Raw genomic sequence first — 21,388 nt, forward strand, 5'->3', positions numbered from 1 at the left:
TGCTCGCGATAGCGGCATAACAGTCAACCTCATGGCGACTGACACTCCGTCATCGCGAGCAAGCTCGCTCCCACAGGGGGTGGATACCTATCAGTTCAGGCAGCGGCGGACTGTTCCAACGCCACCCCAGCCCCCATCAGGCCGGAGTACGGCGCCGTGACCAGCCAGACCGGAATGCCCTTGAAGTAATCGCTCATGCAGCCCTTGTCGGCGAAACAGTGGGCGAAACCACTTTCGAGGAAGAAATCGGCAAACCGCGGGACCACGCCCCCGACGATATAGACACCGCCGCGCCCGCCCAGCGTCAACACATTGTTGCCGGCTACACGCCCCAGCCAGCGGCAGAACTGCTCGAGCACTTCCAGAGCAATCGGGTCGCCCGCCAGGCCGGCTGCGGTGATGGATTCGGGGGTGTCGAGTACCGGCACATGGCCGTCCACTGCGCAAATGGCCCGGTACACCCGAGGCAAACCGCTGCCGCTCAAGGCGGTTTCGGCGCTGACGTGGCCGATCTCGTTGTAGATGTGCTGCCACAGCTGGGTTTCCCGCGGGCTGCTCATGGGCAGGTCGACATGGCCGCCCTCCCCCGGCAACGCCGCGAAACGGCCTTCGCCCAGGTCCAGCAACGTACCAACGCCCAGGCCGGTGCCCGGGCCGATCACCACTGCCGGGCGCAACGGCTCCGGGGTGCCTTCGCACACGACCCGGTATTCATCGGGACGCAAACGGGTCATGCCCAGGGCCATGGCCGAGAAGTCGTTGACCAGCAACAGCTTCTCCACTTGCAAGGTCCGGCAGAACGCCAGGTTGCTCAGGCGCCAGTGATTGTTGGTAAAGCGAAACTCATCACCGCTCACGGGACCGGCCACCGACAGGCACACCGAACCGATGGCGCCCGGCTTCAGGCCCAAGCCACTCAGGTACACCTGGATGGCATCTTCCGGGCAGGCATAATCCGCCGTTGCCAACACCTGGATGTTTTCCAGGGAGTGGTTTTTCCACAGCGCGAAGCGTGCGTTGGTCCCACCGATGTCACCGACCAAAGCCAGTTTCAATTAAGCGTCTCCAGGGCAGAAGTAAAGGCGCTGGCGCCCTGCTCCGCCGAGCTGAAGGCCATGCGCATGAAACCGAACAGCTCGCGACCGGTGCCGATGTTGTTGCCCAACAGGCCCTTGGCCGGCGTGCGCGCGGCGAATTCCTCGGCGTCCACCTTCAATTCCAAGGTGCCTTTGACGCCATCGACACGGATGATATCGCCCTCCTGCACCCGGGCCAACGCACCACCGACATAAGCTTCGGGGCTGACATGAATGGCCGCCGGGATTTTCCCCGACGCGCCGGACATGCGCCCGTCGGTCACCAGCGCCACTTTGAAGCCACGGTCCTGCAATACCCCGAGGAACGGCGTCATCTTGTGCAGCTCAGGCATGCCGTTGGAGCGCGGGCCCTGGAAACGCATCACTGCGACGAAGTCTTTCTCCAGCAGGCCGGCCTTGAATGCATCGGCCAGGTCCTGTTGATCCTGGAAGACCATGGCCGGTGCCTCGACAATCTGGTTTTCCAGGGCCACAGCCGAGACCTTCATCACGCCACGGCCCAAGTTGCCTTCCATCACCCGCAGGCCGCCTTCAGGCGAGAACGCGCGAGCCACCGGGCGCAGGATGTTTTCGTCGAGGCTTTCGATCGGGCCGTCGCGCCACACCAGCTCGCCATCCTCCAGGAACGGCTCCTGGGTGTAGCGGCTCAAGCCGTGACCGAGCACGGTGTTGACGTTTTCGTGAAGCAAACCGGCTTCCAGCAGTTCACGGATCAGGAACGACATGCCGCCCGCCGCCTGGAAGTGGTTGATGTCGGCCTTGCCGTTCGGGTAGACGTGACTCAGGGTCGGCACCACCTCGGAGAGGTCGGCCATGTCCTGCCAGGTCAGTTGGATGCCCGCCGCCATGGCGATGGCCGGCATGTGCAGGGTGTGGTTGGTGGAGCCACCCGTGGCGTGCAGCGCGACGATGGAGTTGACCAGCGAGCGCTCGTCGACGATTTCGCCGATGGGCATGAAGTTGCCGCTTTGCTTGGTCATGCGCGTGACCTGGAACGCCGCCTCACGGGTCAGGGCATCGCGCAGCGGCGTGTTCGGGTTGACGAACGAGGCGCCCGGCAAGTGCAGGCCCATCACTTCCATCAACAACTGGTTGGTGTTGGCGGTGCCGTAGAAGGTGCAGGTGCCGGGGCTGTGGTAGGACTTCATCTCCGATTCCAGCAGCTCTTCGCGGGTGGCCTTGCCTTCGGCATAGCGCTGGCGCACGTCGGCTTTTTCCTTGTTGGAAATGCCCGAGACCATCGGCCCGCCTGGCACGAAGATCGTCGGCAAATGACCGAAGCGCAGCGCGCCCATCATCAGGCCCGGGACGATCTTGTCGCAAATACCGAGCATCAGCGCGCCGTCAAACATGTTGTGGGACAGCGCCACCGCCGTGGACAGCGCGATCACTTCACGGCTCGGCAGGCTCAGCTCCATCCCCGCCTCGCCCTGGGTCACGCCGTCGCACATCGCGGGCGTACCGCCAGCGAACTGGCCGACCGAGCCGATTTCGCGCAGGGCTTTCTTGATCTGTTCCGGGAAGGTTTCGTAGGGCTGGTGGGCCGAGAGCATGTCGTTATAGGACGACACGATGGCGATGTTGGCGGCGTTCATCATCCGCAGGTGATGCTTGTCTTCGGTGCCGCAACCAGCCACGCCGTGAGCGAAGTTGGCGCACTGCAGCTTGCCGCGCATCGGACCGTCGCTGGCTGCACCGTGGATCAATGCAAGGTAAGCCTGACGCGTGGCGCGGCTGCGGGCGATAAGCCGTTCGGTGACCTCAAGAACGCGGGGATGCATGTGTAGAACTCCAGGCTAACGGGTGTGGCGACCTGATTGTCTATGCTGATCAAAAGCCCGCCGCACGCTGTGTAAAAGACGAGGCGACAGACGGTTTCTTGACCATTCGGACCAGTTGATTCAGGTCACTCGTTGTAGATAAAACAAAATATTGCCACTAAAAAGGCTTGTTTTCTATTTTTATGCGAATAATCTTGTAATTCCAACAACAAATCGACGGCGGCGCAGTTAATGACTCTTCGAATCGCAATCAATGGTTTTGGCCGCATCGGCCGCAACGTCCTCCGTGCACTGTATACCCAAGGCTATCGTCGCGACCTGCAGATCGTCGCCATCAACGACTTGGGTGACAGTGCAATCAATGCTCATCTGCTCAAGTTCGACACGGTCCACGGCACGTTTGATGCTGACGTGCAGCACGATCACGAAAGCCTGACGGTCAATGGCGACCGCATCTCGGTCAGCGCCATCCGCAATCCGGCCGAACTGCCTTGGGCCGCCGAGAAGATCGACGTCGTGTTCGAATGCACCGGCCTGTTTACCGACCGCGCCAAGGCAGCCGCGCATATCAGCGCCGGCGCCCGCAAGGTGATCATCTCGGCACCGGCCAAGGGCGCCGATGCCACCGTCGTGTACGGCGTGAACCACGATATCCTGCGCCAGTCCCACCAGATCATCTCCAACGCTTCGTGCACCACCAACTGCCTGGCCCCTGTGGCCCAGGTGCTGCACCGCGAGCTGGGTATCGAAAGCGGCCTGATGACCACCATCCATGCCTACACCAACGACCAGAACCTGACCGACGTCTACCACAGCGACCCGTATCGCGCCCGTTCGGCCACCCAGAACATGATCCCGAGCAAGACCGGCGCCGCCGAAGCGGTGGGCCTGGTGCTACCGGAACTGGCAGGCAAGCTGACCGGCATGGCGGTGCGTGTACCGGTGATCAACGTGTCCCTGGTCGACCTCACTGTGCAGCTCAAGCGCGAAGCGTCGGCCGAAGAAGTCAACGAACTGCTGCGCCATGCCAGCCAGCATTCGAAGATTCTCGGCTACAACACCCTGCCGCTGGTCTCCAGTGACTTCAACCACAACCCACTGTCGTCGATCTTCGACGCCAACCACACCAAGGCCAGCGGCAAGCTGCTCAAGGTACTGGCCTGGTATGACAACGAATGGGGCTTCTCCAACCGTATGCTGGATAACTGCCTGGCGTTGTGTAACGCCGAGTAACTCACTGCTGACCAATGTGGAGCGAGCCTGTAAGAGCAAACCTGTGGGAGCAAAGCTTGCTCGCGATAGCGATTTCAAAGCCAGCACGGGTGCTGCATGTGACGATGTCATCGCGAGCAAGCTTTGCTCCCACAGGCCTGCTCCCAAGGTTTGCTCCTCACATGGTCTCGGCGAGGTGAAATCAAGGCTTGACCCGCGCAGTAGATGATAAGCATTATCATCTACTCGCATCGGATCGGGCCCTACCGTGAGTCAATCGCGCTTTCATCACGTCTTCCTCGCCCAGCGCACGCCGCTGCTGCGCACCCTCGAGCGCATGGTCAACAACCCCAGTACCGCTGAAGACCTGCTTCAGGAAACCTACCTGCGCGTCACCCGCGCACTGGGCGAACGCACGGTTGAACACCTCGAACCCTTTGTTTTCCAGACCGCCCGCAACCTGGCGCTGGACCATCTGCGTGCCCGGCGCATCCAGTCGCGGACCTTGCTCGATGACGTACCGCTGGAGGTCGTCCACAACGTCGTCGCCCACCAGAGCAGCGCCGAGGACGCCGCCCATGCCCAACAACTGCTCGAACGCCTGAATGTCAGCCTGCAGGCCCTGAGCTCGCGACAGCAGCAGATCTTCATCCTCAGCCGCCTGCATGGCCACAGTTACCAGGAAATCGCCGAACGGTTGGGCGTGTCCCTGAGCACCGTGCAAAAGGAACTGAAACTGATCATGGCGATCTGTGTGGGTGTGGCTGAGCGCAGCCAGGGCGAGCAATGACCCGCCCCACGCTTGAGGCCATAAGCTGCGTACAAGCTTGCCACTTGCTGCGTCCAGCTTGTAGCTTGAGCCCGTGCCGCTAAATACCGAGAACCCACTGTGACGGACAATCACCGCTCTGCCGAGCCCACTGCGACGTCGGAAACCGCCCATGCCATGGAGCAGGCGCTGGACTGGCTGATCCTGCTGGACAACCCCAGCGAGGAACAGACGCGCCAGTTCCACGCCTGGCTGGCAGCCGATCCACGCCACGGCGAGGCGTTCGCCAGGGCCCAGGCGATCTGGAACGGCCCGCAGGTGATGGAAAGTGCCCGTCGACTTGAAGCCGTGCCCAAGGTTACCGCGCGGTCGCGCCTGCGCGCCCACTGGAAACCCCTGGCCACCGCCGCCGTGCTGTTTCTCGGCCTGTTCAACTTCAGCGACCTGCCCCTGCGCTTGCAGGCCGACCACCTGACCGTGGTCGGTGAGCGCCAGCGCTTGCAGTTGGAGGACGGCTCCAAGGTCCTGCTCAACACCGACTCGGCCTTCTCCAGCACGTTCAACGAGCAGCGGCATGTGGCGCGCCTGTACAAGGGCGAAGCGTTGTTCGAAGTCCCGGGCAACCGTAACCTGCCACTGGAAATCGATGCCGGCCCGGTCATGGCCAGCGTCAGCGACACCACGTTCGCCGTGCGTTACCTCGACGGCGTGGCCCAGGTCCAGGTGCAGCGCGGCGACGTGGACCTGCGGGCCACTCGCAACGACACCCATGTGCGGCTGTCAGCTGGCGAAAGCATCCGCATCGGCCCCAACGGCTTCGACCGCCCGGCCCGGCTCGACGCCAACACGGACCTGGCCTGGGTCCAGGGTCGGCTGGTGTTCGAGAACCGGCCACTGAGCCAGGTACTGGCCGAGTTGCGACGCTATTACCCCGGCTGGATCATCAACAGTAACGAACAATTGGCCAACGTTACGGTGACCGGCAATTACCGCCTCGATCAGCCGTTGGACGTGGTCCGTTCGCTGGCCCATATCACCTCGGCGCGGCTCCAGGAATTCCCGGCGCTGGTGATCCTGAACTAAATGAGAATTATTTTTACTCGATAGGTTCTGCTGATTCGTCTCGTTATAGCCAATGCAATTGATTCGCATCCAGCCATGTGAATCTGCACCTATAACAGATGCGACACGGAGCGCTATCGATGTCCTCTCGCCTTACTTGCCGGTTTCTTGCCCCTTCTTGCACGCTGTCACTGCTCACCGCCGCCCTTCTGATGGCCGGCACAGCGCCGCTCGCCCTGGCCGCCACCAGCGTGCAACCCGCTGTACGCAACATGGGCGACTACACCTTTGCCATCGCCCGACAGCCACTGGTCTCGGCCCTGAATGCATTCACTGCGGTCACCGGCTGGCAAGTCGGGATGCCCGCGGAACTGGCCGCAGGCGTCGCCTCGCCAGGGGTGAACGGCTCGCTGTCACCTGAAAACGCCCTGGAGCGCCTGTTGGTGGGGACCCACCTGAGCTACCGCAAGCTGGGCGACAACAGCATCATCCTGGAAAAGCGCAGCGCTGGCAGCGCGCTGGAGTTGCAACAGGTAACCATCAGCGCCACCCGCCAGGAACAGGACATCACCAGCGTACCGAGCACGGTCACCGTCCACGATCGCCAGGAACTGGATCGCAACAACGTCAATACCCTCAAGGACCTGGTGCGCTATGAACCGGGTGTATCGGTGGGCGGCGCGGGCCAGCGCGGCGGTATCAGCGGCTACAACATCCGCGGCATCGACGGCAACCGGATCCTGACCCAGGTCGACGGCGTGGAAATTCCCGGCGGCTTCTTCAACGGCCCCTACGCCAAGACCCAGCGCAACTACGTCGACCCGGAAATCATCAAACGCGTGGAAATCCTGCGCGGTCCGGCCTCGGTGCTGTACGGCAGCAATGCCATTGGCGGTGCCGTCAGCTACTTCACCCTCGATCCGGACGACATCATCAAGCCGGGCGAAGACGTTGGCGCCCGCCTGAAGACCGGCTACAGCTCCGCCGACGAGAGCTGGCTCAAGTCAGCCACCGTCGCTGGCCGTAGCGGGCCGTTCGACGGCTTGTTGCACTACAGCCAACGCGACGGTCATGAAACCCAATCCTACGGCAGCCACAACGGCACGGGCCTGGACCGCACCGCCGCCAACCCCGAAGACGTGCGCGCCAACAACGTGCTGGCCAAGCTCGGCTGGAACTACAGCGACGACGGACGCCTTGGCCTGGTCTACGAGAAATACAAGGACGACCGCGACACCGACCTGAAAAGCGCCTATGGCGGGCCCTACTCCAACGGCCGCCCCACGCTCCCCACCACCATGCTGCCCGGCGGCATGTACCAGTGGCGCACCGGCAACGACACCATCACCCGCGAGCGTTTCGGCCTGGAGCACAGCTTCGCCCTCGACAGCCTGCTGGCCGATCACGTCAAGTGGAGCCTGAATCACCAGGTCGCCAAGACCGACCAGAGCACCGCAGAATTCTACTTCCCCGTTACCCGCCAGGTCCTGCGCACCCGGGAGACCCTCTATGAAGAGAAACAGTGGGTCTTCGACGCGCAACTGGACAAGGCCTTCAGCGTCGCCGACACCGATCACGCCCTGACCTACGGCACCACCCTCAAGCAACAGAAAGTCACCGGCTCGCGCAGTGGCAATGGCGTGTGCCTGGCGGTTGGCGTGGGTTGCTCCGCGGTAGGCGCCATCAGCACCCGGGATGTACTGGCAAAAGCCAGTGACTTCCCGGACCCGACCGTCAACACCTACAGCCTGTTTGCCCAGGACCAGATCAGTTGGGACAACTGGACCTTCACGCCAGGCCTGCGCTACGACTACACCCGGCTCAAGCCGCACCTGACTCAGGCGTTCCTCAACGCCGTGGACCCTACCGGCGGCGGTGACGTCAGCGACAACGACAAGACCTGGCATCGCGTCTCACCGAAGTTCGGCGTGACCTATGCCCTGAGCGACGAGTACACCTGGTACGGCCAGTACGCCGAAGGCTTCCGCACGCCGACCGCCAAGGCCTTGTATGGCCGCTTCGAAAACCCCGACGCCGGCTACAGCGTCGAGCCCAACCCCGATCTGGAACCGGAAAAAAGCAAGAGCTACGAGACCGGCCTGCGCGGCCGTTTCGATGCCGGCTCGTTCGACGTGGCGGTGTTCTACAACAAGTACCGCGACTTCATCAACGAAGATGCCATCACCCCGGCGCCGACCAGTTGACCTTCCAGAGCAATAACATCAAGCACGCCACCATCAAGGGCGCCGAGGCCAGGGGACGCCTGGAACTGGACGTGCTTGGCGCACCGAAGGGCTTGTACACCCAAGGCTCGGTGGCCTACGCGTACGGTCGCAACAACGACACCGGCGAGCCGCTCAACAGCGTCAACCCACTGACCGGCGTATTCAGCCTGGGCTACGACCAGGACCGCTACGGCACCTTGCTCAGTTGGACCGTGGTCAAGAAAAAGGACCGCGTCGACGACAGCAACTTCAACTCGCCCGATGGCGTGAGCAGCCAGTTCAAGACACCGGGCTTCGGCATCCTCGACCTGAGCGGTTTCTACAAGGTGACCGACGACGTCACCGTCAGCGGCGGCCTCTACAACCTCACCGACAAGAAGTACTGGCTGTGGGATGACGTGCGCGGCTACGACAGCGTCGGCGAAGCGGCGGTGCTGAGCCCCGCCAACCTCGATCGCCTGACCGCGCCTGGACGTAACTTCGCGGTGAACCTGATCTGGGATATCTGACCCGATTTGCCAGGCAAAACAAATACCTGTGGTGAGGAGAGTCATGTGGGAGCAAGGCTTGCCCGCGATGAAGGCGATGCGTTCTTTCAGAAATCGAGGCGCCTGTTTCGCGAGCGAGCTTTGCTCCCACAGCCCTGCGCAGATCCCCCTCGCCACAATGTCTTTATAAGAAGGAGTTCTCATGACCGCACAACGCCCCACTTCACGCTCCCAACGCCTGAACCAGATCACCCACGAACCCCACGCCAAGCTCGACGCACTGGTCAAGGCCCACGCCCCGTTCGAAACCCCGGCCAGCTTCGCCCGTTTCGTCGTCGCCCAGTACCTGTTCCAGTCGGAACTGGTGGCGCTGTACAACGACGCCGAACTGTCCGCCCTGATCCCCGACCTCCCGGCCCGGTGCCGGGCAGAGGCGGCCAAGGCGGATCTGGCAGACCTGGACACCGAAGTTCCTGCGCCAGTGGCCGGCGCGCTGATAACCCCGACCCAGGCCCAAGCCCTGGGCTGGCTGTTCGTCTCTGAAGGCTCCAAGCTGGGTGCCGCGTTCTTGATCAAGCGTGCCGTGGGCCTGGGGCTGAGCGAAACCTTCGGCGCCCGGCACCTGGCCGAACCTGCCGGCGGACGCGCCGAAGGCTGGAAAACCTTCACCCGCACCCTCGACGGCCTGGCCTTTACCCAACAGCAGGAAGCCGAGGCCGACAAAGGTGCACTGGACGCCTTCAACCGGTTTACGGTGCTGTTGGAACAGGCCTATGCGGCCGAGTTGGCCTGATTCACGCCGCTCCCACAGGAGATTTATGGTGGATGCATATGTTCAGTCACCCAGAAACCAGTGTGGGAGCGAGCTTGCTCGCGATAGCGTCAGCACAGCCGACATCAATGCCAACTGACACACCGCCATCGCGAGCAAGCTCGCTACCACTGGAATTGTGTATGACTGAAAAACGCTGATGAACCACTATTCAAAAACCGCCCGGCTGCTCTTCGCCCTGCTCGCCTACACCAGCCTGGGCATCGGCCTGGTCGCCATCGTCGTGCCCGGCCTGCCGACGACCGAGTTCATCCTCTTGGCCGCCTGGGCCGCGACCCGCAGTTCGCCGCGCCTGAGCGCCTGGCTGGAGAACCATCGGTTGTTCGGGCCGATGTTGCACAACTGGCGCAACGGTAAAGTCATCCCACGCCGGGCCAAGGTGGGTGCCACCACCAGCATGCTGCTCTGCGCAGGCTTGATGCTGGTGCTGCTCGACCACCGCTGGCCGGTTTACCTCGCGCTCGCCGGCATGGGCCTGGGCAATCTGTGGATCTGGTCGCGCCCGGAACAGGTGCAGGGTGCTTGCTCGCGCCGGGATGCGCAGCGGCCCCCAACGGATTTTTGATCTATGCTCGCCCTCTCGTACTGGAGGGCTTTCGATGTCAGAGCTGCTCACGTCCATGCAAACCGCACTCGGTTTGCCCACGACCCCGATCACCTTCACTGGCGATGGCGCGCTGCCCTCGGCCTTCGCCGTCACGGAGCTGGCCAGCGCCAGCATCGCCGTGGCCGGTCAGGCGACCACCGCACTCATCCAGCAACAAACCGCTCGCCTGCCGCCTGTCGAGGTCGACCGACGCCTGGCGTCGTTCTGGTTCTCCAGCTCCCTGCGCCCCATCGGCTGGAGCGTGCCGCCGATGTGGGACCCGGTGGCCGGCGACTACGCCAGCGCCGACGGCTGGATTCGCCTGCACACCAACGCGCCACATCATCGCCTTGCGGCGGAAAAAGTCCTCGGCACCTGCACCAACCGCGCCGACATGGCGGCCAGGGTAGCCCGCTGGAACAAGGCCGAGCTGGAGCAGGCCGTGGTCGACGCCGGCGGTTGCGCCGCCGAAATGCGTTCGTGGCAAGCGTGGCAGGTCCATCCCCAAGGCCTGGCGGTGAATGCCGAGCCGCTGGTGCACCTGATTGAAACGACTGCAGAGCAGCGCAAACCCTGGCTCGGCTCCGTGACCCAGCCACTGGCGGGCCTTAAGGTGCTGGACCTGACCCGCGTGCTGGCCGGCCCCGTCGCCAGCCGCTTCCTCGCGGGTCTGGGGGCCGACGTGCTGCGCATCGACCCACCGACCTGGAACGAACCCGGCGTGGTGCCGGAAGTCACCCTGGGCAAACGCTGCGCCCGCCTCGACTTGCGTCGGGCCGATGATCGCGCGGCATTCGAGGCACTGCTCAAGGACACCGACATCCTCTTGCACGGCTACCGTGCCGACGCTCTGGAGCACCTGGGTTACGGCACCGAACAGCGCCGGCAGATGGCCCCGGGCCTGATCGACGTCAGCCTCAACGCCTACGGCTGGAGCGGCCCATGGCAGAACCGGCGCGGCTTCGACAGCCTGGTGCAGATGAGCAGCGGCATTGCCGAAGCCGGCATGGGCTGCAAACCCACCGACAAACCGACACCGCTGCCGGTGCAAGCGCTGGACCATGGCACCGGCTATCTGCTGGCGGCCAGCGCCATTGTGTTGTTGTCCCGGCGCCTGGAAAGTGGTCAAGGCGGCTCGGCACGTTTGTCATTGGCGCGCACGGCGAAGCTGTTGATCGAGCGTGGCGCTGCAAGCGAGACCGGGTTACGGCCTGAGGACGAGAACGATCTGGGGCTGGTGGTGGAGCAGACTCCCTGGGGCCCGGCGCATCGATTGCGGGTGCCGCTGAAAATTTCCGCAACGCCGTTGCAGTGGGCCTTGCCAGCCGCCGAGCTCGGGGCTCATCGCCCGCAGTGGTGGTAGCTCAATCGCCATCGCGAGCTCACTCCCACAGTGGGCCTGTGTTCACAAATCCGTGTGGGAGCGAGCTTGCTCGCGATGGCGGCGTGCCCGTCGCCATAGATATCTGTGCTATTGCGCCATCGCGAGCTCGCGTCCACGGGTTACCTGACCCAGATCAGCTGCCGACCTGTCGAATCGACCTAGGCTGGTGACTCTCTTCCCCCACATGGGAGTCATGCAATGTCCGATACCCCTGGAAAACTTCGACTGGGAGCCCTGGTCGCGCTGGTAGTGGGTTCGATGATTGGCGGCGGGATCTTCTCTCTACCTCAGAACATGGCGGCCAGTGCCGATGTCGGTGCCGTGCTGATCGGCTGGGCGATTACCGCCGTCGGCATGTTGACCCTGGCCTTCGTGTTCCAGACCCTGGCCAACCGCAAACCCGATCTGGACGGCGGTGTGTATGCCTACGCCAAGGCCGGGTTCGGCGACTACATGGGTTTCTCATCCGCCTGGGGCTACTGGATCAGCGCCTGGTTGGGCAACGTCGGCTACTTCGTGCTGCTGTTCAGCACCTTGGGCTACTTCTTCCCGGTGTTTGGTGAAGGTAATACCGTTGCAGCGGTGATCGGCTCGTCGGTGCTGCTATGGGCGGTGCATTGGCTGGTGCTGCGCGGCATCAAGGAAGCCGCGTTCATCAACCTGGTGACCACCGTCGCCAAGATCGTGCCGCTGGTGCTGTTCGTGTTGATCGCGGTGTTCGCCTTCAAGCTCGATATCTTCACCGCCGACATCTGGGGCCTGAAGAATCCGGACCTGGGCAGCGTGATGACCCAAGTTCGGCACATGATGCTGGTCACCGTATGGGTGTTCATCGGCATTGAGGGCGCGAGCATTTTTTCCGCCCGTGCCGAGAAACGCACCGACGTAGGCAAGGCCACCGTTATTGGTTTCATCACCGTGCTGCTGTTCCTGATGCTGGTGAACGTATTGTCCCTGGGCATCATGACCCAGCCTGAGCTGGCGAAGTTGCAGAACCCGTCCATGGCCGCCGTGCTGGAGCATGTCGTGGGGCACTGGGGCGCGGTGCTGATCAGCGTCGGCCTGATCATTTCGCTGCTCGGCGCCCTGCTCTCCTGGGTATTGCTGTGCGCCGAGATCATGTTCGCCGCCGCCAAAGACCACACCATGCCCGAGTTCCTGCGCCGGGAAAACGCCAACCACGTACCGGCCAATGCCCTGTGGCTGACCAACGCGATGGTCCAGCTGTTTTTGGTCATCACCCTGTTCTCGGCCAGCACCTACCTGTCACTGATCTACCTCGCCACCTCAATGATCCTGGTGCCGTACCTGTGGTCGGCGGCCTACGCAGTGCTGTTGGCGGTGCGCGGCGAGACCTATGAGAACGCCCTGGCCGAACGCCGCAAAGACCTGGCCATCGGTGCCATCGCCCTGATCTATGCGGTGTGGCTGCTGTATGCCGGCGGGATCAAGTACCTGCTGCTCTCCGCCCTGCTCTATGCCCCCGGCGCGATTCTGTTCGCCAAGGCCAAGCACGAACTGGGCAAACCGATTTTCACCGCTGTCGAGAAGCTGATTTTCGCTGCAGTGATCGCAGGCGCCCTGGTGGCGGCCTACGGGCTCTACGACGGCTTCCTGACCCTGTAGCTGGCTGATTGTTTAACTGGAGAATTTGTAATGACCACGGAAAAGATGAAGTACGGCGTGCATTCCGAAGCCGGAAAATTACGTAAAGTCATGGTGTGTTCCCCTGGCCTGGCCCACCAACGGCTGACCCCGAACAACTGTGACGAGCTGCTGTTCGACGATGTAATCTGGGTCAACCAGGCCAAGCGCGACCATTTTGATTTCGTCACCAAGATGCGCGAGCGTGGCGTCGACGTGCTGGAAATGCACAACCTGTTGACCGACATCGTTGCCATCCCCGAGGCGCTGGACTGGATCCTGCAACGCAAGATCACCCCCAACTCGGTAGGCCTGGGCCTGGTGAATGAAGTCGGTTCGTGGCTGCGCAGCCTGGAGCCGCGCCATACCGCCGAATTCCTGATCGGCGGCGTCTCGGCCGATGACCTGCCGGACAGTTTCGGCGGCAAGACCATCCAGATGTTCCGCGACTTTCTCGGGCACTCCAGTTTCATCCTGCCGCCGCTGCCCAACACCCAGTTCACCCGCGACACCACCTGCTGGATCTACGGTGGCGTGACCCTGAACCCGATGTATTGGCCGGCGCGCCGCCAGGAAACCCTGCTGGCGAGCGCCATCTACAAATTCCACCCCGAGTTCACCCAGGCTGACTTCCAGATCTGGTACGGCGACCCGGACCAGGATCACGGCAGCGCCACCCTCGAAGGCGGCGACGTGATGCCCATCGGCAACGGCGTGGTGCTGATCGGCATGGGCGAGCGCTCGTCCCGTCAGGCCATCGGCCAACTGGCGCTGAACCTGTTCAAGCACAAGGCCGTGGAGCGAGTGATCGTCGCCGGCTTGCCGAAATCCCGCGCCGCCATGCACCTGGACACCGTGTTCAGCTTCTGCGACCGCGACCTGGTCACGGTTTTCCCGGAAGTGGTGAGCCAGATCGTCGCCTTTTCCCTGCGCCCTGACGAGAGCAAGCCCGGCGGCATCGATGTGCGTCGCGAGGAAGGCAGCTTCCTCGACACCGTCGCCGCGGCCCTCAAGCTGCCGGCGCTGCGGGTGGTGGAAACCGGCGGCAACAGCTTCGCCGCCGAACGCGAGCAGTGGGACGACGGCAACAACGTGGTGGCCCTGGAACCGGGCGTGGTGATCGGCTACGACCGCAACACCTACACCAACACCCTGCTGCGCAAGGCCGGGGTGGAAGTCATCACCATCAGCGCCGCCGAACTGGGCCGAGGTCGTGGCGGCGGCCATTGCATGACCTGCCCGATCGTTCGCGACCCTATCGATTACTGATCGTTGAGCCAGGGCCGGCGTTTACCCGATTCCGGCCCTGGGGATAACCGACACCCAAGGAGATCCATATCATGGCTTTCAACATGCGCAACCGCAGCCTGCTGAGCTTGATGCACCACACCAATCGCGAACTGCACTATCTGCTGGACCTGTCCCGCGACCTCAAGCGTGCCAAGTACACCGGCACCGAACAGCCGCACCTCAAGGGCAAGAACATCGCGCTGATCTTCGAGAAAACCTCGACCCGCACCCGCTGCGCCTTCGAAGTCGCGGCCCATGACCAGGGTGCCCACGTTACTTACATCGACCCGGTGTCCTCGCAGATCGGCCACAAGGAAAGCATGAAAGACACCGCCCGGGTGCTGGGGCGGATGTTCGACGCCATCGAATACCGTGGCTTCGAACAAGAGATCGTCGAGGAGCTGGCCACGTTCGCCGGGGTGCCGGTGTTCAACGGCCTGACCGCCGAATTCCACCCCACCCAGATGATCGCCGACACCCTGACCATGCGCGAGCACAGCGACAAGCCGCTGCATGACATCAGCTACGCCTACCTGGGCGATGCCCGCTACAACATGGGCAATTCGCTGCTGATGATCGGCGCCAAGCTCGGCATGGACGTGCGCATCGGCGCGCCGAAAGCCTTGTGGCCGCATCAGGACTTCATCGACCAGTGCCAGGCCTTCGCCGCCGAAAGTGGCGCACGCATCACCATCACCGAAGACCCGAAGGAAGCCGTCAAGGGCGTGGACTTCATCCACACCGACATCTGGGTGTCCATGGGCGAGCCGGTGGAAGCCTGGGATGAGCGCATCGAGCAATTGCTGCCCTATCAGGTCAACGCGCAAATGATGAAAGCCTCGGGCAACCCGCGGGTGAAGTTCATGCACTGCCTGCCGGCGTTCCACAACAGCGAAACCAAGGTCGGCAAGGACATCGCCGCGCGTTATCCGAACCTGGCCAATGGTGTGGAAGTGACCGAGGAAGTATTCGAATCCCCGGCCAACATCGCCTTCGAGCAAGCGGAAAACCGCATGCACACCATCAAGGCGATCCTGGTGTCGGCGTTGGCGGATATCTGAACCCAACGCAGCTTGCTCTCTGTAGAAGCAGATCTCTGGGGGTAAGGTCTGTGGGAGCAAGGCTTGCCCGCGATGGCATCGCCTCGGTCTATCAGATGCATCGAGGTGTCCGTATCGCGGGCAAGCCTTGCTCCCACAGGCCATTTCCCACAGCTGAGCAGGTTACCCGTTACCTCTTTGTGAGAAGGACAGCACCATGCGTATCGTCGTTGCCCTGGGCGGTAACGCCCTCCTGCGTCGGGGTGAACCCATGACCGCAGACAACCAACGCATCAATATCCGTACCGCGACCGAACAGATCGCAAAAATCCACCCCGGCAACCAACTGGTCATCGCCCACGGCAACGGCCCGCAGGTCGGCCTGCTGTCGTTGCAGGCGGCGGCCTACACCTCGGTCACGCCGTATCCGCTGGACGTGCTCGGCGCCGAGACCGAAGGCATGATCGGCTACATCATCGAACAGGAACTGGGCAATCTGCTGGACTTCGAAGTCCCCTTCGCCACGCTCCTGACCCAGGTTGAAGTGGACGCCAACGACCCGGCCTTCCAAAAACCCACCAAACCCATTGGCCCGGTCTACAGCCAGGAAGAGGCGCAGAAACTGGCCGCCGAAAAAGGCTGGGCCATCGCCCCGGACGGCGACAAGTTCCGCCGCGTGGTCGCAAGCCCCAGGCCCAAGCGCATCTTTGAAATCCGCCCGATCAAGTGGCTGCTGGAAAAAGGCAGCATCGTGATCTGTGCCGGCGGTGGCGGCATCCCGACGATGTACGACGCCGACGGCAAGCTGCAAGGCGTGGAAGCGGTGATCGACAAGGACCTGTGCTCGGCGTTGCTGGCCGAACAGCTGGAAAGCGATCTGCTGGTGATCGCCACCGACGTCAACGCCGCGTTCGTCGACTTCGGCAAGCCGATCCAGAAAGCCATCGCCCAAGCCCACCCCGACGAAATGGAAAAGCTCGGCTTCGCCGCCGGCTCCATGGGGCCGAAGGTACAGGCGGCCTGCGAATTCGCGCGCAACACTGGCAAGGTCGCGGTGATCGGTTCACTCTCGGACATCGACGCGATCGTCCAGGGCAAGGCCGGCACCCGCATCAGCACGGTGACACCTGGCATCGCTTATCGATAACAGGAAACTTGCGGGGCGGATCCAGGGTCTGCCCTACTCCCCATGCCTTCAAAGGAGAGTTGCTTATGGCCATGTTCGAACCCGGACACCTGCACATGGAGCGCCATGCGCTGAACAAGGACGATTTCAGCTACAACCTGTGCATCGACTACAAGGTCGACCAGGACGGCAAGGAGGGCACGGGCATGTCGTTTCGGGTGCATGGCACCGTCGAGGACAATACCCTGGACGAGACGTTCTTCCTGGCCAAGGACCAGGCCTTCGACTTCGCCCGCCATGCCACGCGCATCGCTCAGAAATACGGCTTGCCCAAGAGCGCCAGCATCGGCTCGATGCACAAGTACTACGACGAAATGTTCGAAGACGTGCGCAAGCAACTGGACGTCAAGCCAGGCGACCCGATGAAGCCCGAACACCTGGCATGACCGCAAAGAACCCCCTATCCCCTGTGGAAGCTTGTGGGAGCTTGTGGGAGCAAGGCTTGCCCGCGATGGCATCGCCTCGGTCTATCTGCTACACCGAGGTGTTTGCATCGCGGGCAAGCCTTGCTCCCACAAGCTCGCTCCCGCAAGGGGTTATCAGTGTTCTGAATATCGGGTGACACACAAAGCCTGCTTGGCTGGCAACTCGCTATAGCTGACCTATTCTGAAAGTAGTACCCCCGGGTATTCGTTCAGAGGTCACCGCCATGAACATCAAAACAAAAAGACGCCTCGCCATTTTTGTCACCTGCGCCGCCACGCTGGCGCTGTATGGCACTGCGGCCTACCGGGTCGAGCAGGCCAGGCAACTGCCCCGTGAATACGCCAGTTGCAACTTCGAACGGTGCATCCCCCACAGCGCGACCCTGAACGCCCTGCGCTGAGGCGAGGTCAGTCGTCCTGTTGATCAGTCTTGAGCCGGTCCCGGAACGCCTTGGGCGAGATGCCAACGCGCCGGCGGAACAGCCGGGTGAAGTTGGTCGGGTCGGAAAACCCGAGCATTTCGGAAATCTCGTAGATGGTCATGCCGGTGTAGGTCAGCAGGCGCTTGGCTTCCAGCAACTGGCGCTCATGCATGATCTGTAACGCCGGTTGCCCCGCCAGTTCCCGGCAGGTGCCGTTGAGGTGCGACACGGAAATGCCCAGGCGGTGGGCCAGGTCTTCGACTTTAACGTGCTCGCGATAGGTTTCTTCCACCAACTGAATGAAGCCGTTGAGGTATTCCCGGGCCCGTTGCGGGCGCTGGGCCTGGGTGTGTCGCTGCATCACCTGGCGGCTGACCCAGACCATGATCACGCTGACCAGCGCATGCATCAGCATTTCCCGCGCCGGTTGATGCCCCACGTACTCATTTTGCAAGGCGCTGAACAGGCTGTTGAGGTACTCGGCGTTCTCAAGGGCGGGGTAGCTTTCGGCCTGGGCCAGGACGTTGACCGAATGCCCCAGTTGCGCTTGCAGGTGCGTGACCAGCGGTGCCGCCAGGGTCACCACATAACCTTCCACATCCTCGGAAAAACGAAAGCCATGGATCGACAGCGGCGGCAGGATCTGCACGGCAGGCTCGGTGAGTAGAGTGCGCCGGCCCTCGATTTCCAGTTCCGCCTCGCCCTTGAAGACAAACAACAGCTGGCACAAATCGGCGTGCCGATGGGGTTTGATTTCCCATTGATGCTCGCGGCTGCGCTTGGAGATGGTCTCGCAGTGCAACAGGTCCGGCGTCGGCCATTCCTGGCTTTCGCCATAGAGCTTGAACACCGGGATCGAAGGCAGGTCAGGTTTTTTCATAACGTGGATCCGGGCCTGGGGTTGCGGGCGATAATCGCACCAATTGGCGAAAAGAACAGGTATCGGCTCAGTTTTCCCCTTCAACTGACAGGTCCGCAAGCGAAAAATGTAGGCACTCGATTTCTAACAATCAACACCGACCCTGGTCGCGTGCTTCGTGCGAGTCATAAGAACAATGAAAACCCTCAAGACCCAAGTCGCTATTATCGGTGCCGGCCCCTCTGGCCTGCTGCTCGGCCAGTTGCTGCACAACGCCGGGATCGACACTGTCATCCTCGAACGCCAGACCCCGGAATACGTACTGAGCCGCATCCGCGCCGGCGTGCTGGAGCAAGGCATGGTCGAACTGCTGCGCCAGGCCGGCGTTGGCCAGCGCATGGACGCCGAAGGCCTGCCCCATGACGGCTTTGAATTGGCGCTCAACGATCGGCGGGTGCACATCGACCTCAAGGGCTTGACCGGTGGCAAAAACGTCATGGTCTACGGCCAGACCGAAGTGACTCGTGACTTGATGGCCGCCCGCGAAGCTGCCGGCGCCCGGACCCTGTACCTGGCCAGCCATGCCCAACCCCACGACATGCAAACCGAGCATCCCTTCGTGACGTTCGAGCACCAGGGCGAAACCTGGCGCCTGGACTGCGACTACATTGCCGGTTGCGACGGTTTCCACGGCGTGGCGCGACAGTCCATTCCTGCGGAAAAACTCAAGGTTTTCGAACGGGTCTACCCGTTTGGCTGGCTCGGCGTGCTGGCCGATACCCCGCCGGTCCACGAAGAACTGGTCTACGCTCGCCACGCACGTGGTTTTGCCTTGTGCAGCATGCGCTCCAAGACCCGCACCCGTTACTACCTGCAAGTGCCCGCCGAAGAACAAGTGGCCGACTGGCCGGACGAGCGTTTCTGGAATGAACTGAAAAACCGCCTGCCCGCCGACCTGGCCGAAGCCCTGGTGACCGGCCCGTCCATCGAGAAAAGCATCGCCCCGCTGCGCAGCTTCGTGGTCGAGCCGATGCAGTATGGGCGGATGTTCCTGGTGGGCGATGCGGCCCACATCGTCCCGCCCACCGGCGCCAAGGGGCTGAACCTGGCGGCCAGCGATGTCAGCACGCTGTTCAACATCCTGCTCAAGGTCTATCGCGACGGCCGTGTGGATCTGCTGCAGAAGTATTCGGCCATCTGCCTGCGGCGCGTCTGGAAAGCCGAACGGTTCTCCTGGTGGATGACCTCGATGCTGCACCGCTTCGACGACGATGCCTTCAACCAGCGCATCAGCGAAGCCGAGCTGGAATATTTCGTCGACTCCGAGGCCGGTCGCAAGACCATCGCGGAAAATTACGTCGGACTTCCTTACGAGGCTATCGAATAGTCGCCTATCGACTTAAACTGCGGACTTCGTCCCATTTTGCCTCTCCGGCGCGATGCCCGCAGGTTCTGCCTTGACTCAGTTCAATACGCTCCAAGCCCCAAAACCGGCCATCGGCCGCGTGCTGGCAGCCCTGATGCTGGCGATTTTCCTGGGTGCGCTGGACCAGACCATCGTCGCCGTCTCGATGCCGGCCATCTCCGCACAGTTTGCCGACGTCAGCCTGCTGGCCTGGGTGATTTCCGGCTACATGGTCGCCATGACCGTGGCGGTGCCGATCTACGGCAAGCTTGGTGACCTCTACGGTCGCCGGCCGCTGATGCTGTTCGGCATGGGCCTGTTCACCCTAGCCTCGCTGTTCTGCGGCCTGGCACAAAACATGGAGCAGTTGGTGCTGGCGCGGATTGTCCAGGGCATCGGCGCTGGCGGCATGATTTCGGTGAGCCAGGCGATCATCGGCGACATCATCCCGCCCCGCGAGCGTGGCCGCTACCAGGGCTATTTCAGCAGCATGTACGCGGTGGCCAGCGTGGCCGGGCCGGTGCTCGGCGGCTACATGACCGAGTACCTGTCGTGGCGCTGGGTGTTCTGGATCAACCTGCCGTTGGGGCTCGCGGCCTGGTGGGTGGCCCGACGCAGCCTGGTCGGGCTGCCGGTGCCGCAACGCACGCCGATCATCGACTACCTGGGCACCGTGTTGCTGATCATCGGCCTGACGGCGTTGCTGCTGGGGATCACCCAGGTCGGCCAGGGCCATGCCTGGCACAGCCGAGAAGTGCTGGGGTTACTGGGTTGCGCAGGAGCCGCGCTGGGGGTGTTCGCCTGGCACGAACGCCGGGCGCGGGAGCCGTTGTTGCCGATGCACCTGTTCGCCAACCGCGATGCGGTGCTGTGTTGGTGCACGGTGTTCTTCACCAGCTTCCAGGCGATTTCCCTGACGGTGCTGGTGCCATTGCGCTTCCAGAGCGTGACCGGCGCCGGTGCCGACAGTGCGGCGTTGCACTTGTTGCCGCTGGCGATAGGGCTGCCGATCGGCGCGTATTTCGCCGGACGCCGGACCTCGGTCACGGGGCGCTACAAGCCGATGATCCTGAGCGGCGCCCTGCTCTTCCCGTTCGCTATCCTCGGCATGGCCTTCACCCCGCCCGCCGCGCTCTGGCTGAGCAGCCTGTTCATGCTGCTCAGCGGCATCGCTTCCGGCATGCAGTTTCCCACTTCGCTGGTGGGCGCGCAGAACGCCGTACACCAACAGGACATCGGCGTCGCCACCAGCACCACCAACCTGTTCCGCTCCCTCGGCGGCGCGGTGGGCGTGGCACTGATGTCAGCGTTGCTGCTGGCCTTGCTGCAGGATTCAAGCTTCGCCCAACTCGCCAGTTCGTCGCTGATCGGTGAAGGGCATTCCGGCAACGTCTTGCTGGACGGCCTGAACGCCGCCCCGGGCGAGGCGCAGAACGCCTTGCGCCAGGAATTGCAGGCGACGTTCCGGCATTTGCTGGTGATCAGCGCGGCGGTGGCGCTGCTGGGATTGGCAGCCGCGGTGGCGATGCCCAATCGCTTGCTGCGTGGGCGGGATGAGAAGGTGGGATAACGCGCCCTCCCCTGTAGCGCACAAACCTCTGTGGCGAGGGAGCTTGCTCCCGCTGGGGCGCGAAGCGGCCCCACTGTTCTGTCGGCTGAACCCGTTTTTGGGGCTGCTACG

At 62.8% G+C, this 21,388-nt stretch carries 17 protein-coding genes and 1 pseudogene; 15 read left to right on the forward strand and 3 right to left on the reverse strand.

The window, feature by feature from the left end; all coding sequences use genetic code 11:
• Positions 1 to 95: 95 nt before the first annotated feature.
• Together KI237_RS23515 and edd are read right to left on the reverse strand one after the other, a co-directional pair.
• A complete protein-coding gene (locus KI237_RS23515) occupies positions 96 to 1,055 on the reverse strand; it encodes a glucokinase (protein ID WP_212797268.1) in 960 nt (319 codons plus the stop codon).
• Positions 1,052 to 2,878: a phosphogluconate dehydratase gene (gene edd / locus KI237_RS23520; protein ID WP_109755740.1), complete on the reverse strand. Its 1,827-nt coding sequence runs from the start codon at positions 2,876 to 2,878 to the stop codon at positions 1,052 to 1,054. The genes KI237_RS23515 and edd overlap by 4 nt, the downstream gene beginning before the upstream one ends.
• A gap of 231 nt (positions 2,879 to 3,109) precedes the next feature.
• Here edd and gap point away from each other — a divergent pair, with 231 nt between their 5' ends.
• The 13 genes and pseudogenes from gap (at position 3,110) to KI237_RS23585 (ending at position 17,422) form a co-directional block, all read left to right on the forward strand.
• A complete protein-coding gene (gene gap, locus KI237_RS23525) occupies positions 3,110 to 4,111 on the forward strand; it encodes a type I glyceraldehyde-3-phosphate dehydrogenase (RefSeq protein ID WP_003184623.1) in 1,002 nt (333 codons plus the stop codon).
• A gap of 247 nt (positions 4,112 to 4,358) precedes the next feature.
• A complete protein-coding gene (locus tag KI237_RS23530) occupies positions 4,359 to 4,880 on the forward strand; it encodes an RNA polymerase sigma factor (protein WP_212797269.1) in 522 nt (173 codons plus the stop codon).
• A 99-nt stretch (positions 4,881 to 4,979) separates the two neighbouring features.
• Positions 4,980 to 5,942 carry a FecR family protein gene (locus KI237_RS23535; protein WP_212797270.1) on the forward strand — a complete coding sequence of 321 codons (963 nt, stop codon included), beginning with the start codon at positions 4,980 to 4,982 and terminating at the stop codon, positions 5,940 to 5,942.
• Positions 5,943 to 6,061: 119 nt separating this feature from the next.
• Positions 6,062 to 8,655, forward strand: a pseudogene (locus tag KI237_RS23540) (TonB-dependent receptor).
• A 181-nt stretch (positions 8,656 to 8,836) separates the two neighbouring features.
• Positions 8,837 to 9,427: a biliverdin-producing heme oxygenase gene (locus tag KI237_RS23545; RefSeq protein WP_212797271.1), complete on the forward strand. Its 591-nt coding sequence runs from the start codon at positions 8,837 to 8,839 to the stop codon at positions 9,425 to 9,427.
• 178 nt (positions 9,428 to 9,605) lie between these two features.
• Positions 9,606 to 10,031 (forward strand): YbaN family protein, encoded by a 426-nt coding sequence (locus KI237_RS23550; protein WP_212797272.1) that lies wholly within the window; start codon positions 9,606 to 9,608, stop codon positions 10,029 to 10,031.
• Between the two features lie 34 nt (positions 10,032 to 10,065).
• Positions 10,066 to 11,415 carry a CoA transferase gene (locus KI237_RS23555; protein ID WP_212797273.1) on the forward strand — a complete coding sequence of 450 codons (1,350 nt, stop codon included), beginning with the start codon at positions 10,066 to 10,068 and terminating at the stop codon, positions 11,413 to 11,415.
• A gap of 219 nt (positions 11,416 to 11,634) precedes the next feature.
• Complete coding sequence (gene arcD / locus KI237_RS23560) at positions 11,635 to 13,062, forward strand: arginine-ornithine antiporter (RefSeq protein ID WP_212797274.1); 1,428 nt, start codon at positions 11,635 to 11,637, stop codon at positions 13,060 to 13,062.
• 30 nt (positions 13,063 to 13,092) lie between these two features.
• On the forward strand, positions 13,093 to 14,349 hold the full coding sequence (gene arcA / locus KI237_RS23565) for an arginine deiminase (RefSeq protein ID WP_212797275.1): 1,257 nt from the start codon (positions 13,093 to 13,095) through the stop codon (positions 14,347 to 14,349).
• A gap of 71 nt (positions 14,350 to 14,420) precedes the next feature.
• Positions 14,421 to 15,431 (forward strand): ornithine carbamoyltransferase, encoded by a 1,011-nt coding sequence (locus KI237_RS23570; RefSeq protein ID WP_212797276.1) that lies wholly within the window; start codon positions 14,421 to 14,423, stop codon positions 15,429 to 15,431.
• Between the two features lie 196 nt (positions 15,432 to 15,627).
• Positions 15,628 to 16,557 carry a carbamate kinase gene (gene arcC / locus KI237_RS23575; RefSeq protein ID WP_212797277.1) on the forward strand — a complete coding sequence of 310 codons (930 nt, stop codon included), beginning with the start codon at positions 15,628 to 15,630 and terminating at the stop codon, positions 16,555 to 16,557.
• Positions 16,558 to 16,622: 65 nt separating this feature from the next.
• On the forward strand, positions 16,623 to 16,982 hold the full coding sequence (locus KI237_RS23580; protein ID WP_212797278.1) for a DUF5064 family protein: 360 nt from the start codon (positions 16,623 to 16,625) through the stop codon (positions 16,980 to 16,982).
• 263 nt (positions 16,983 to 17,245) lie between these two features.
• Positions 17,246 to 17,422, forward strand: a complete 177-nt coding sequence (locus tag KI237_RS23585; protein WP_212797279.1) for a hypothetical protein — start codon at positions 17,246 to 17,248, stop codon at positions 17,420 to 17,422.
• A gap of 7 nt (positions 17,423 to 17,429) precedes the next feature.
• Here the strand turns inward: KI237_RS23585 and KI237_RS23590 are convergent, their stop codons facing one another.
• Complete coding sequence (locus KI237_RS23590; protein WP_212797280.1) at positions 17,430 to 18,323, reverse strand: helix-turn-helix domain-containing protein; 894 nt, start codon at positions 18,321 to 18,323, stop codon at positions 17,430 to 17,432.
• Positions 18,324 to 18,498: 175 nt separating this feature from the next.
• Between KI237_RS23590 and pobA the strand changes: the two genes are divergently transcribed.
• Both pobA and KI237_RS23600 read left to right on the forward strand, forming a co-directional pair.
• On the forward strand, positions 18,499 to 19,689 hold the full coding sequence (pobA, locus tag KI237_RS23595) for a 4-hydroxybenzoate 3-monooxygenase (RefSeq protein WP_212797281.1): 1,191 nt from the start codon (positions 18,499 to 18,501) through the stop codon (positions 19,687 to 19,689).
• Positions 19,690 to 19,741: 52 nt separating this feature from the next.
• Positions 19,742 to 21,277, forward strand: a complete 1,536-nt coding sequence (locus KI237_RS23600) for an MDR family MFS transporter (RefSeq protein ID WP_212797282.1) — start codon at positions 19,742 to 19,744, stop codon at positions 21,275 to 21,277.
• The last annotated feature ends 111 nt before the right edge of the window (positions 21,278 to 21,388 follow it).

This window comes from Pseudomonas sp. St316 (assembly GCF_018325905.1).
Classification (GTDB): Bacteria; Pseudomonadota; Gammaproteobacteria; order Pseudomonadales; family Pseudomonadaceae; genus Aquipseudomonas.

Coding starts and splice junctions, on each gene's coding strand:
- edd (WP_109755740.1), bottom strand. CDS start 2,878: ATGCATCCCCGCGTTCTTGAGGTCACCGAACGGCTTATCGCCCGCAGC.
- gap (WP_003184623.1), top strand. CDS start 3,110: ATGACTCTTCGAATCGCAATCAATGGTTTTGGCCGCATCGGCCGCAAC.
- KI237_RS23545 (WP_212797271.1), top strand. CDS start 8,837: ATGACCGCACAACGCCCCACTTCACGCTCCCAACGCCTGAACCAGATC.
- KI237_RS23550 (WP_212797272.1), top strand. CDS start 9,606: ATGAACCACTATTCAAAAACCGCCCGGCTGCTCTTCGCCCTGCTCGCC.
- KI237_RS23555 (WP_212797273.1), top strand. CDS start 10,066: ATGTCAGAGCTGCTCACGTCCATGCAAACCGCACTCGGTTTGCCCACG.
- arcD (WP_212797274.1), top strand. CDS start 11,635: ATGTCCGATACCCCTGGAAAACTTCGACTGGGAGCCCTGGTCGCGCTG.
- arcA (WP_212797275.1), top strand. CDS start 13,093: ATGACCACGGAAAAGATGAAGTACGGCGTGCATTCCGAAGCCGGAAAA.
- KI237_RS23570 (WP_212797276.1), top strand. CDS start 14,421: ATGGCTTTCAACATGCGCAACCGCAGCCTGCTGAGCTTGATGCACCAC.
- arcC (WP_212797277.1), top strand. CDS start 15,628: ATGCGTATCGTCGTTGCCCTGGGCGGTAACGCCCTCCTGCGTCGGGGT.
- KI237_RS23580 (WP_212797278.1), top strand. CDS start 16,623: ATGGCCATGTTCGAACCCGGACACCTGCACATGGAGCGCCATGCGCTG.
- KI237_RS23585 (WP_212797279.1), top strand. CDS start 17,246: ATGAACATCAAAACAAAAAGACGCCTCGCCATTTTTGTCACCTGCGCC.
- KI237_RS23590 (WP_212797280.1), bottom strand. CDS start 18,323: ATGAAAAAACCTGACCTGCCTTCGATCCCGGTGTTCAAGCTCTATGGC.
- pobA (WP_212797281.1), top strand. CDS start 18,499: ATGAAAACCCTCAAGACCCAAGTCGCTATTATCGGTGCCGGCCCCTCT.
- KI237_RS23600 (WP_212797282.1), top strand. CDS start 19,742: ATGCCCGCAGGTTCTGCCTTGACTCAGTTCAATACGCTCCAAGCCCCA.